This window comes from Myroides sp. TSA_177.3 (assembly GCF_052691955.1).
This window is the reverse complement of the sequence record NZ_JBQZGD010000012.1, coordinates 1-12844: the sequence shown is the minus strand read 5'-3', so window position 1 is coordinate 12844 and position 12844 is coordinate 1. Positions and strand designations below refer to the sequence as shown.

The window sequence follows — 12844 nt, the reverse complement described above, 5'->3', positions numbered from 1 at the left end:
TTTAATCTTAGTTATGCTTGAGTAAGTTGACTGGTAATACATAAAAAGCCCCATGATGGGGCTTTTTATGTATTATTCAGTTGATACGAAATCTTTTGTTCCGATCTTATCCACAATCAGCGCAATCGCACCATCTCCCATTACGTTACATGCCGTACCGAAACTATCCATAGCTACGTATAAAGCGATCATTAATGTTTGTTGTTCAGCGTCAAATCCCAAAACAGATTGTAATACTCCTAGTGCAGCCATAATAGCTCCACCTGGTACACCTGGTGCGGCAATCATGGTAACGCCTAGCATGAGAATAAAACCAATCATTGCGAATGGATCAATAGGAACGTTTTGAATGAGCATTAAGGCAATAGCACAAGCAACAATTTTTAGCGTACTTCCAGCTAAGTGAATGGTTGCGCATAATGGAATGACAAACCCCGCTATTTTAGGATTTACGTCATTTTTTAGCGTTGACTCTAGTGTTACGGGAATCGTTGCTGCCGATGATTGTGTGCCCAAAGCTGTAAAATAAGCCGGTAGCATATTCTTCATTAAAAGAAACGGATTTCTTTTGACCACAAGTCCAGCAAGACAATATTGAAAGATTAAAAATACAATGTGAAGGGCGAAAATAACGCCGATAATTTTCAAGAACGTTTCAAGAATGACGAAAACTTGACCACTATAGGTCATATTTAGAAATACACCAAAAATAAAGAGGGGTAAGAAAGGAATAATCACTTTCTCTATTACTGTCATGATAATGGATTGAAACTCGTTAAAAACGCCTTTTAAATGCGTAAAAGGGCCTTTAGAGATGCATATCCCAACGATGAAAGCGAGGATTAAGGCGCTCATCACATCAAATAGGGGCGGGATCTCAATAGAAAAGTACGGAATGAGTACTTGTTCAGGCTCAACAGCTAGGTCCGTAGATTGGGAAAGAAGAAATTGAGGAAAGATACTAATGGAAACCGCGTATGAGCTAAAACCCGCTAATAGGGTAGAACCATAAGCTAATCCCGTTGTGATTATTAATAGCTTACCTGCTTCTTTGCCAATATTACCAATGGCAGGAATAATTAACCCTACAATGATTAAAGGAATGATAAAGTTTAAAAAATTACCAAAGAGTGCATTGAAGGTGCTAAAAATTCTACTCATACCCAAGGGAAGGAGATCTCCTAAATACGTCCCTAAGGCAATGGCTAATACGATTTGTAATAATAAGCTATTCTTGATGAGTTTCATATTTTTTTGTTTTAAAAATACGAAAATAAATAAAAAAACCTCAAACAAAATGCTTGAGGTTTGATATTTTAATTTTTCAAGGAAATATATTATCCTAATGAAGCTCTTTTGAATCCTGTGATTTCAACTCCAAAAGATTTTACATAATCAGAAACCTTTTTAGATTCATCTTTGATGAAGTTTTGGTCTAATAATGCTTTCTCTTGGTCTAAAGTTGTATTGTCACTGATGAAACGAGCAACTTTTCCAGGTAAAATTCTATCCCAGATGTTTTCAGGTTTACCTTCAGCTTTTAATTCAGCTTTAGCATCTTCTTCCGCTTGTTTCAATACTTCTTCAGTAAGTTGAGCGTAAGAAATATATTGAGGTACATTTTTAAGTGTTTTACCTAAACGTACTAACTCTTCGTTTTCTTTAACGATAACTGCGATACGAGCTTCTGTTTCTTTAGTGATGAATTCTGGATCAAAATCTTTGTAAGATAAAGTCTCAGCACCCATTGAAGCTACTTGCATAGAAACGTCTTTAGCGATTTCTTCTGCTTTAGCAACAGCTGAAGATAAAGCTGTGATAGCAGCAATTTTGTTACCGTGAACGTAAGAACCGATGAAAGCTCCTTCTAATACTTCGAAAGAACCGATTTCGATTTTCTCACCGATAACTCCTGTTTGCTCGATACATTTGTCAGCAATAGTCATTGTGTCATTGTATGGAGAAGCTAAGAATTCTTCTTTTGTATTGAAGTTGATTGCTTTTTCAGCTAATTCTTTTGCTAATGCTTGGAAACCTTCGTTTTTACCTACGAAGTCAGTCTCACAGTTTAATGTAAGAACAACACCTCTAGTTTTGTCAGCGTTAACAAGAGCTACAGCAGCACCTTCTGATGAATCACGATCAGAACGGTTAGCAGCAACTTTTTGTCCTTTTTTACGTAAAACTTCGATTGCTTTATCGAAATCTCCCTCAGCCTCAACTAACGCTTTTTTACAGTCCATCATTCCGGCACCTGTTTGTTGTCTTAGCTTATTTACGTCTGCAGCAGTAATATTTGCCATTTTAGTAATCTTTTAAAGAGTTAATAAATTAAAAAAGTCGTTATTGACAGTTGAATACAAAGGTAAACATCTATCAGCATAACGACTTTATGATATTGTTAAAAAATTATGCTTTAGCTTCAGCATCCGCTTTTACAGCTGGAGCTTCTTCTTTTTCAGATTTTCTTTCTGCATTACCTTCGATAATAGCAGCAGTAACTAAAGATAAAATTTTATCGATTGATTTAGAAGCATCATCGTTTGCTGGAATAACGTAGTCAACTTGACGTGGGTCAGAGTTCGTATCCACCATAGCGAAGATCGGAATGTTTAATTTTTGTGCTTCTTTAATCGCAATGTGTTCAGCTTTGATATCTACAACAAATAGAGCAGCTGGTAGACGAGTCATATCAGCAATAGAACCTAAGTTTTTCTCTAATTTTGCACGAAGACGCTCAACTTGTAAACGCTCTTTCTTAGAAAGCGTCATAAATGTACCGTCTTTTTTCATTCTATCAATAGAAGCCATTTTCTTAACAGCTTTACGGATAGTAACGAAGTTTGTTAACATACCACCTGGCCATCTTTCAGTGATGTAAGGCATGTTAGCTGCAGCTGCTTTTTCAGCTACGATGTCTTTCGCTTGCTTTTTTGTAGCAACGAAAAGGATTTTTCTTCCTGATGCAGCGATTTTTTTCAAAGCTTCATTCGCTTCTTCAATTTTAGCTGCAGTTTTATATAGATTGATAATGTGAATACCATTACGCTCCATATAGATATAAGGAGCCATGTTTGGATCCCATTTTCTAGTCATGTGTCCAAAATGAACACCTGCTTCTAGTAATTCTTTTACTTCTACTTTGTTTGCCATTTTCTAATAGTTTACGTTCTGTTACTTTAGCAATGATCAAGTAGCGATTTACTCGGTCTCAACCATTTAGATGCTAAACTACTTCTTACAAAAAATGCAAGTGCGCAACAAAAACCTAGATTTTTTAATAATAAATAAATATTAACGTTTAGAGAATTGGAATCTCTTACGAGCTTTCTTCTGACCGAATTTCTTACGCTCAACCATACGTGGGTCACGAGTCAATAATCCTTCTGGTTTAAGAACTGCTCTGTTCTCTACATCAATTTCGCACATAGCTCTAGCAATTGCCATACGCACTGCCTCAGCTTGTCCTGTAGTTCCTCCACCATATACATTTACTTTGATGTCAAAGTTCTCAGCGTTCTCAGTAAGTGTAAGAGGCTGTAATACTTTGTACTGTAATGTACCTGTAGGGAAATAAATTTTAAAATCTTTTTTGTTTACTGTAATGTTTCCTGTTCCTTCTGAAACATAAACACGAGCAACAGCGGTCTTTCTTCTACCGATTTTGTGAATAACTCCCATTACTTAACTTCGTTTAAATTAACGGCTTTAGGTTGTTGAGCTCCATGTTTGTGCTCAGCGCCTACATTAACATTTAAATTACGGAATAATTGTGCTCCTAATTTGTTCTTAGGCAACATCCCTTTGATTGCTTTCTCTACTAATAATGCAGGATTTTTTTGTTGCATTACTTTAGCAGTTAAAGATCTTTGTCCTCCTGGGTAACCTGTGTGACGGATGTAAGTCTTGTCATCTAATTTGTTACCTGTTAGGTTGATTTTTTCTGCGTTGATTACGATTACGTTGTCTCCACAGTCTACGTGCGGCGTGTAATTTGTCTTGTGTTTACCTCTTAAAAGTGTTGCCACTTTAGAAGCAAGACGACCCAAATTTTGGCCTTCAGCATCTACAACTAACCATTCTTTTTGAACAGTTGCTTTGTTTGCCGATACAGTCTTGTAGCTTAAACTTTCCACAATAATTTTGTATTTAATTAAACATTCCATTCCCAATAAAGGGAGTGCAAAATTACATAATTTCTTTTATTATACAAATCCATACCACTGTTTTTTGCTTTTATTTGCTTTTAACAAGCTGAGTTGTAATTTGTTTGAATCAAAAACTCCTTCCTTTTATACACGTATAACTTGTCAAAAAAAGCGAAAAATGAACAATTGAAAAGGAAGTTATAGGGATTAATTAGTACATTCCTTAAACTCAGTGTCTTCTAATTCTTTTATACCGAGTAACTTCCTGCGTTGATTAACATCCTCTTTATCACGCAAACAAGGTTGTCCAAATGAACTCCCATAGGCTAAATTCTGCTGACGTGACCAATAATATTTGTCTATAATCAAAGCAAAAGCTTCACCAGACATCCGTCCAGCTTGTACCTCTTGAAAGAACAAATGATAGTATTCCGTATCATGAACTAATTTTTCTGGATTGTGTAGTAAAATAGAAAAACCAGCCATTTTTACACATTCAATAGCATAGTTGTCCTTGCCCAATAAATTTTCATTTGGCATCCCATTTTCTTGCACAAAGGCAACAAGCTTAGTGAAATTGATAGAATCAATTTTTGGTAGTATCTGGTTATTTGTAGGGGCAAGGGCTTTTGTTCGAAGACCTTGATCGGATCCATAGAGCTCACAAAGTTCAAAGGCTAAAGCATTTTGTTTTAACGTAGAAGGCGCAAGGCTACTTTTACAACTCGCTAGTAGTAAAAGACTAAAAAAGAGTCCGAATACAATTCTCATGTTTTTAGCTAAAGATACTACGTACAGCAAATTAATACAACTTAGGATTGTAATTCTCCGGATACTTTGCCATCGCTGGACTATAATATGGTGCAATCTCATCCAATAAGGCTTCAAAGGATTTGTCCTCGACACGCACTAATTTTAGAATGCCGCATTGCTTCTTTTTGTAATCGGCATAACATAAAGCAATCGGTATATTCGTTTGTCTTGCGATATGATAAAAACCTTGTTTCCATTTGGGCGAAAAGGAACGGGTACCTTCAGGGGTATTAATCAAAGCAATCTCATCGGCCTCTTCAATAACTTGAACCGCATATTCTACTAAATTCTGACTCTTGGTGCGGTCTACTCCAATGCAACCAATCGCTTTGAAGAAAAAACCAAACCACGATTTGGTATAATAATCTTTGATGAAAATTTTAAAAGGCATACCTAAAATCCAGAAACAAGCGAGACTGTAGTAAAAATCCCAATTGGTGGTATGGGGCACACAGATCAAAATAACTTTTTTTTCTTGTTTGAAAGATTCGTCGTGAACAACGAGTTTCCAACCTGTGATGCCTAACATCAATTTGCCCAATAATTTCTTCATGGCCTTGATTTAAAATGAAGTACAAAAATAGTTTTTAATTTGGAACTATTTCGATTTTAACGCAAGCCATAACAAAAGGTTATTCCAGCGGAATAACCTTTTGTTTTATTGAGATTACAACTAAGTTGTAAAATAGGACCACATACTATGGATAAAGTCAAGTGTAAATGCAATACGAACATAAACAAGTATAGAATATCAAAAAACAAACTTTTTTTCGTTCTATCCTTGATGTTCAGGTAGTTTTGCAATACAGGTATATAATTATTAATGTGCCTGAAGCCAATTTTCTCCAACTCCTAGGTCAACAACCAAAGGTACTGCTAAGCTGAAAGCACTTTCCATTTCTTCTTTTACCATGGTTTTTAACGCATCCAATTCTTCCTTATGTGCATCAAAAACCAACTCATCGTGTACTTGTAATAGCATCTTCGATTTCCATTGTTCACTGACTAATCGCTTGTGAATGCGAATCATCGCAATTTTAATAATATCTGCAGCACTTCCTTGAATAGGAGCATTAACCGCATTTCGCTCTGCCGCACTGCGCACGACAGCATTTTGTGAATGGATATCTTTTAAATATCTTCTTCTGCCTAAAATCGTTTGTACATAACCATATTCGCGTGCAAACTCAATTTGTTGTGCGATATAGTCTTTTAGTTTAGGATAAGTTTCATAATACGTATCAATCAATTCTTTGCTTTCTGCACGAGATAAATTGGTTTGATTGCTCAATCCAAAGGCAGAAACACCATAGATGATTCCAAAGTTGACCGTTTTAGCATGACTTCTTTGCTCTTTGGTTACTTCTTCTAATGGAACATTGAATACACGCGCTGCTGTTGAGCGGTGAATATCTTCTCCGTTTTTGAACGACTCAATCATATTAGGTTCTTCACTCAATGCAGCAATAATACGCAACTCAATTTGAGAGTAATCCGCCGCTAATAAGACGTAATTTTCATCGCGCGCAACAAATGCTTTACGAACCAAGCGCCCGCGTTCTGTACGAATCGGAATATTTTGTAAATTGGGGTTGTTTGAACTCAAACGGCCAGTGGCTGCTACGGCTTGCATATATTCTGTATGCACGCGATTCGTTACCGGATTGATTTGCTTCGGTAATGCATCTACATAGGTGTTTTGAAGCTTAATCAATTGACGCCAGTTCAAAATATCTTGTACAATAGCGTGTTTAGGCGCCAAATCACTTAAGATTTCTTCTCCAGTTGCATATTGTCCTGTCTTTGTTTTCTTTGGTTTAGATCCTCCAATTTGTAATTTTTCAAATAGAATATCTCCTAATTGTTTAGGTGATGCTAAGTTGAAGGTTTCTCCTGCTGTTTCGTAAATAGACTGCTCTAATTGTTTAATATCGCTGTCTAATGTAGTCGATAATGAATGTAAGAAATCAACGTCTAAGCGAATTCCTTCATTTTCCATGTCCGCTAGTACGGAAACTAAAGGTATTTCAATCTCTCTGAATAATTGTGCCGTTTGAGTGGCTTCCAATTGGGGTAAGAATACTTGTTTCAATTGAAACGTAATATCTGCATCTTCTCCTGCGTATTCTTTGGTTAATTCAACCTCTACCTCACGCATCGATTTTTGGTTTTTTCCTTTTTTTCCAATTAAGGTTTCAATCGGTTGAGGGGTATAGTTCAAGTAAGTTTCAGCCAATACATCCATGTTATGACGCATATCTGGATTAATCAAATAATGCGCAATCATCGTGTCAAACAAGGGATGATTCACCTGAATGTCGTATTGTTTTAAAACTTTGATATCGTATTTTAAGTTTTGTCCAATTTTTTCAATGCTTTCGGATTCAAAGAAAGGCTTGAAGTGCTCTAATGTCGCTAATACTTCCGCTCTGTTTTCAGATAAAGGGACATAGTATGCTGTTCCTTTATCATAAGAAAATGCAAGTCCTACCAATTCCGCAGTTAAAGGATCTAAGCCCGTTGTTTCTGTATCGAAACAAACACTTTGTTGTTGCATTAATTGTTGTGCTAACAAGCGAATAGCCATGGGGGATTGAACCAACTGATAGACATGTTGTGTCGTCTCTAAGGTTTGGTAAGGGGATTGCGTGCTACTTCCTTCTCCCGTGTCAAACAAAGAAAATTGCTCTTCTTGAGTGCCAGAGGATGTCGCAGTTGTAGTCGCAGTCGCTGGTTGCGGTGTTGAAGAGAAAATCTTGTCGAATTGCTCTTTCATTCTTCTGAATTCCAGTTCAATGAATAGCGCATCTGTTTTTTCAACATCCGGTTGTTCTAAAATATAATTATCCGCATTAAACGTTACCGGACAATCCAAGATAATCGTCGCTAGTTTTTTAGAAAGTAATCCTTTCTCTTTATTGGCTTCGATGTTTTCTTTCATTTTTCCTTTTAGTTCATGGGTGTGAGCTAAAAGGTTTTCCATTGATCCGTATTCTTTGATGAATTTTTTTGCCGTTTTTTCACCAACTCCAGGTAACCCCGGAATATTATCTACAGCATCTCCCATCATCCCCAAAAAGTCAATAACCTGTTCAGGATGATCTACTTCGAATTTCTCTTTTACGCGTTCAACATCCCAAATTTCAATACCGTTGCCCATTCGCGCAGGTCTGTACATGACAATATTGTCCGAAACAAGCTGTGCGTAATCTTTATCTGGTGTAACCATATACACCATAAAGTCTTCTTTTTCAGCTTGTTTAGAAATAGTTCCAATTAAATCATCTGCCTCAAAACCTGAAACTTCAATAATAGGAATATGCATCGCCTTTAAAATCTCTTTGATGTAAGGAACTGCAATTTTAATTGCCTCAGGAGTTACATCGCGATTGGCTTTGTATTCTGGAAAGATAGCCAAGCGATCTTTACTCCCCCCATTGTCAAAAGCAACAGCTAAATGATCCGGATTCTCTCTTTTGATGACATCCAAAAGGGAATTCATAAATCCTAAAATAGCAGAGGTATCTAATCCTTTAGAATTGATTCTTGGGTTTTTAATAAGCGCATAATATCCTCTAAAAATTAAAGCATAGGCGTCTAATAAAAAAAGACGTTTTTGTTGAGCCATTGAATGATGGTTTTATTTAATACTGAATTAATTTCAAAGATAGTGATTTTGTTTTTTCTACGTGTGAATAAGTGTAAAGGGAACACAGATCGTTCTAATAGGATGGAATGGTTTTTAAAGTAAAGAGTTGCTGTTGTAGGCCTCCTCTTTTGTATAATTTTATTAATTAGGTCATTATTTGTTTTTAAAGTTAGCTTTATTGCTTTTTTATTGATACAATTGCGTATTGTTTATTGTTAAAAAAAATAATATTATGAAAAAATTTCACCTTAAATTAGGGGTTTTAGCGCTGGTAGCTTCGGGGTTAATCACCACTGTAGGTTGTTCTAGTGATGACCATAATTACCTTATAAAAGTAGATCCAAAACCAGAAGGGCCGGAAGAGCCGGGAGAGACTGTAGAGAAAGCGACGTTGAAAGTAGAGGTTGTTACGGTAGAGGAGGAATCTGTTACTTTTAAGTTTGAAGCTACGGGTGCAGAGAAAATTTACTATTTAGTTCAAGAAAAAGATCTTGCTGTTACAGCAAAGCAAGTAATGGAAAAAGGAACATTAGTGGCTGATGCTAAAGCAGAACAAGTTGTAAAAGAATTAGAAGCAGATAAAGAATACGTTTTATATGCTGTGGCCTTAAATAAAGAAGATGCTGTTACATTTGATGAGAAAGGAACAGCGTTTAAAACAAAAAAAGCGATTGATATTGCTATTACGATTACAGATGTTGATTCAACACATGAACGTGTAATTTTTACAGTAACTCCAACAGGTGCAGTGAAAATGCGTTATATGATTGTTGAGAAAAGCGCAATGGAAGGAAGAACCATGACCGCAGAAGAGGTGTTGGAAGAAGGTTTTTCTATTGTAAAGGTAGATGGACCTACTACGTTGAAACCTAAAGTTCCAAAACCAGATACAGATTATATCATCTATGTTGCAGGAATCTCAGCAACGGATGCTCAACTTCTTGTGCAGGAAGAAGCACGTACGAAAAAAGAATCGGAAGCTCCTGTTGATGAAGAATTAAAGATAATGACGAACATGAATTTCGTTGGGGATGAAGTAGGACATACAGTAGCGTATTATTTATATTTATCTAGCGACCAATGGAAGGTGCAATTTACCGTTGCTGCAGCTCAAGCAGAGGAAGATGTTTTGAAAGAAGGGCGTTATGTTCTCAACGCAAGTCAAAGGCCAGGAAGACCTGGAGCTGATGAGGTAAGTAGAACTTTTACGATTCTGAATAAAGGCACAAACGCTTTGGATACAGATATCGATTATGGCGAAATTAAAATTGCAAAAACATCTGCTACGGATTATAAAGTAGAAATAGAAATGGTGAGAAAAAGCGATGTAACTAAACGTTTCAAAGCAAAATTTGAAGGCGTACCTGTAAAGGGTGAACCTAGATCATAAAAAATAAGATAAACTAAATTGGAAGATAAAAATTCTCCGTGTTTAGTATAGGATGAAAGGCAAATGCAAGATTTCTTGTATTTGTCTTTTTTTGTTTGTAAAAAGGAGAAAAATCGCAGTTTTTGCTTGAAGGTTATTAATCTTTGTTAAAGATATTTTGATACGTTATACAAAAAACTAACTTTGTTACTTATAGCCTTTTACTATGTTGAATTTAGCATTCTTACTCCCTGTTTTATTGCTTGTTGAATTTTATACCTTTCAAGCGGTAAAACAGTTGACACGCCATAAATTTTTTCGAATACTATATTTTATCTGCTCTGCCTTGATTGTGGCTTATATTGCCTATGGATTTTCTCGTTTTGATCGTTCATCTGGACAAAATCACCAATCGATGTTGGCCGCTGCGTTGGTTATTTTAGTTTACTTACCGAAAGTATTAATCACAATATTGTTGCTTTTAGAGGATTTTGTACGCGTATTTCGCGGTATCATACACTACTTTAAAAGAGAGAAAATAACGCGAAAAGATAGATTCCTTCCAGAAAGAAGAAAATTCATTACCCAACTTGCGTTTGGAATTGCTGCAATTCCTTTTATTTCTGTATTACACGGAATTACAATCGGACGCTACAAGTTTCAGGTGCATAAACACATCTTGACTTTTGAAGATCTGCCAGAGGCTTTTGATGGATTCACCATCACGCAACTTTCCGATATTCATTCTGGTAGTTTTGACAATCGAGAAAAATTAGAATATGCTATTGATTTAGTCAATCAACAGCAGTCAGATGTCTTGTTGTTTACTGGGGATTTAGTCAATAGTTTAGCGGGTGAAATGACGCCTTGGTTGGATGTGTTTCAAAAGCTTGAACAACATCCCTTTGGTAATTATTCTATTTTAGGTAATCACGATTATGGAGAATACATCCAATGGGAAACGGATGAAGAACGCGAACGCAACTTTAAAGCCATTTGTAATTTGAGCCCTGCTATTGGGATGAAGTTATTGCGAAATGAACATGTGCGCTTGCAAAAAGGAGAAGATAGCCTTGTTATTGTTGGAGTGGAGAACTGGGGAGAACGCGCTCATTTCATGAAATATGGTGACTTAGATCAATCAACGGTTGGCGTAACAGCGGAGGATTTTAAAGTGTTGTTGTCGCATGACCCTTCTCATTGGGAAGCGAAAGTATTGGATCATCCTAAAAACTTCCAGTTGACTTTAGCAGGACATACTCATGGTAGTCAGTTTGGAATTGAAATCCCCGGTTTTATTAAATGGAGCCCGATTCAATACGTATATAAACAATGGGCAGGCTTGTATGAAAAGATGGGGAAAATGATCTATGTGAATCGCGGATTTGGTTATCATGCCTACCAAGGACGAACTGGGATTTGGCCAGAGATAACAGTTCTCGAATTGCGCAAGAAAAAATAGTTTATTTTGATAAAATGTAATATTTTTGTAAGAATAAGTTGTTAAAGAATAAGTAAAATCAGTAACTGAGAGATTTATGTCAAAATTCGGAGATTTAGTAACAGCAGAAGTACCTGTATTAGTATATTTTTATGCCCAATGGAATGAAGCATGTACTGCTATGGACACTGTAATCTATGAAGTTGCAGCTGCTATGGGAGATCAATTGCGTATCGTTAAAATTGATGTAGCTAAAAATAATGAGTTAATCGAAGCGTTGCGTATTAAGAAAGTTCCTACGATGTTGTTGTACAAAAAAGGAGCCATGATTTGGAGACAAAGCGGAGTAATGGAAACAGAAGCCTTACTCAGCGTAACGCAAACCCTATAAAGTTGCAAAGGAGTAGCCTTCTTTCTTTAAATACTCAAGAAGTAAAGGAAGCGCATACTTCATGTTTTTTTCCGCTTTTAAACTATCGTGAAAAACGATTATACTGCCAGGTGTAATCCGTTTAATTGTGCGCTTTAGACATTGTTGCGGACTTAAACCTGCTTCGTAATCTTTGGTGATGATTGACCACATGATAATCTCATATCCTTGGTTCAATAAATAATTGGCTTGTTTCTTCGTTATTTTTCCATACGGTGGACGAAATAAAGAAGTGCCTTCTTTATGGTGTTTGACAATCTCTTGTTGACACTGTTCTGTATTCGCTATGTAATCTTCAATCGTTGTTTGCCATCCTTTTACATGATGAAAGGTATGGTTGCCAATGCGATGCTGTTCTGCTAGGATGCGTTGAAAGATAGCAGGATGTTTTCTAATATTATCCCCAATACAAAAAAAAGTCGCTTGTATCTGCTGTTGCTGTAATACATCCAATACCCATTCCGTTACTTCTGGTATAGGTCCATCGTCAAAAGTGAGATAAACTACTTTGTCTTTCTTGGATTTCTGCCAAGTATAACGAGGAAAAAGAAAAGGAAGGATTCGCATGATTCAAAGATAAGAAAATTGACTTGTTTTTTTGTGAGGTTAGTGAGGTTTGTACTTTGTGAGGTTTGTTTTTTGTGCGATTTGTTTTTTGTGCGATTTGTTTTTTGTAAGATTTATTGATTTAAGGCTAGGGAATTGAATAAGGTTTCTTCAGCTTTCCTTCAACCCTTCTTGGACATTCCTTGGAGTTTCCTTCGACATTCCTTCGACAAAAGGGGGTGTTTTCCTAGTATTCTCCAAGTATAGTCCAAGGAATGTCCAAGAAAAGTCTAAGAAACCTACAACAAAGCTACTGCATACCTTTATTTTGGGTGAGGCGATGAGAAGGTGAGGCGGTGAAATCGGAACGTAACAAGCGTTGTATTCACCCCCCAGTAACCACTCAGTATGTCCTTTAGATTTGCTAACTGAGAATATGATAATTTTA

At 36.4% G+C, this 12844-nt stretch carries 12 protein-coding genes; 3 read left to right on the top strand and 9 right to left on the bottom strand.

Going from position 1 to position 12844, the window contains the following annotated elements:
• Nucleotides 1-72: 72 nt before the first annotated feature.
• The 8 genes from ACUTSE_RS11980 to polA all read right to left on the bottom strand — a co-directional run bounded on the left by ACUTSE_RS11980 (nucleotide 73) and on the right by polA (nucleotide 8589).
• Nucleotides 73-1248 carry a dicarboxylate/amino acid:cation symporter gene (locus ACUTSE_RS11980; RefSeq protein ID WP_445640385.1) on the bottom strand — a complete coding sequence of 392 codons (1176 nt, stop codon included), beginning with the start codon at nucleotides 1246-1248 and terminating at the stop codon, nucleotides 73-75.
• An 89-nt stretch (nucleotides 1249-1337) separates the two neighbouring features.
• The gene (tsf, locus tag ACUTSE_RS11975; protein ID WP_445640384.1) at nucleotides 1338-2303 is read right to left on the bottom strand and encodes a translation elongation factor Ts; all 966 of its coding nucleotides are present in this window, start codon (nucleotides 2301-2303) and stop codon (nucleotides 1338-1340) included.
• Between the two features lie 106 nt (nucleotides 2304-2409).
• Nucleotides 2410-3153 (bottom strand): 30S ribosomal protein S2, encoded by a 744-nt coding sequence (gene rpsB, locus ACUTSE_RS11970; protein ID WP_002987799.1) that lies wholly within the window; start codon nucleotides 3151-3153, stop codon nucleotides 2410-2412.
• Between the two features lie 141 nt (nucleotides 3154-3294).
• Nucleotides 3295-3681: a 30S ribosomal protein S9 gene (gene rpsI, locus ACUTSE_RS11965; RefSeq protein ID WP_002987796.1), complete on the bottom strand. Its 387-nt coding sequence runs from the start codon at nucleotides 3679-3681 to the stop codon at nucleotides 3295-3297.
• Entirely contained in the window at nucleotides 3681-4136 is a 456-nt protein-coding gene (gene rplM / locus ACUTSE_RS11960; protein WP_036462661.1) for a 50S ribosomal protein L13, read from the bottom strand. Before rplM ends, rpsI begins: the two co-directional genes overlap by 1 nt.
• A gap of 219 nt (nucleotides 4137-4355) precedes the next feature.
• Complete coding sequence (locus tag ACUTSE_RS11955) at nucleotides 4356-4919, bottom strand: hypothetical protein (RefSeq protein WP_445640383.1); 564 nt, start codon at nucleotides 4917-4919, stop codon at nucleotides 4356-4358.
• Between the two features lie 31 nt (nucleotides 4920-4950).
• The gene (locus ACUTSE_RS11950; protein WP_002987785.1) at nucleotides 4951-5514 is read right to left on the bottom strand and encodes a 1-acyl-sn-glycerol-3-phosphate acyltransferase; all 564 of its coding nucleotides are present in this window, start codon (nucleotides 5512-5514) and stop codon (nucleotides 4951-4953) included.
• A 267-nt stretch (nucleotides 5515-5781) separates the two neighbouring features.
• Complete coding sequence (polA, locus tag ACUTSE_RS11945; protein WP_445640382.1) at nucleotides 5782-8589, bottom strand: DNA polymerase I; 2808 nt, start codon at nucleotides 8587-8589, stop codon at nucleotides 5782-5784.
• A gap of 253 nt (nucleotides 8590-8842) precedes the next feature.
• Between polA and ACUTSE_RS11940 the strand changes: the two genes are divergently transcribed.
• From ACUTSE_RS11940 to ACUTSE_RS11930, 3 genes are all read left to right on the top strand, one after another.
• The gene (locus ACUTSE_RS11940) at nucleotides 8843-10000 is read left to right on the top strand and encodes a hypothetical protein (RefSeq protein ID WP_445640381.1); all 1158 of its coding nucleotides are present in this window, start codon (nucleotides 8843-8845) and stop codon (nucleotides 9998-10000) included.
• Between the two features lie 205 nt (nucleotides 10001-10205).
• A complete protein-coding gene (locus ACUTSE_RS11935) occupies nucleotides 10206-11441 on the top strand; it encodes a metallophosphoesterase (RefSeq protein WP_445640380.1) in 1236 nt (411 codons plus the stop codon).
• Between the two features lie 76 nt (nucleotides 11442-11517).
• Entirely contained in the window at nucleotides 11518-11811 is a 294-nt protein-coding gene (locus ACUTSE_RS11930) for a thioredoxin family protein (protein ID WP_002987774.1), read from the top strand.
• Here the strand turns inward: ACUTSE_RS11930 and ACUTSE_RS11925 are convergent.
• Nucleotides 11806-12417: a polysaccharide deacetylase family protein gene (locus ACUTSE_RS11925; protein WP_445640379.1), complete on the bottom strand. Its 612-nt coding sequence runs from the start codon at nucleotides 12415-12417 to the stop codon at nucleotides 11806-11808. The genes ACUTSE_RS11930 and ACUTSE_RS11925 overlap by 6 nt on opposite strands.
• Between the last annotated feature and the right edge of the window lie 427 nt (nucleotides 12418-12844).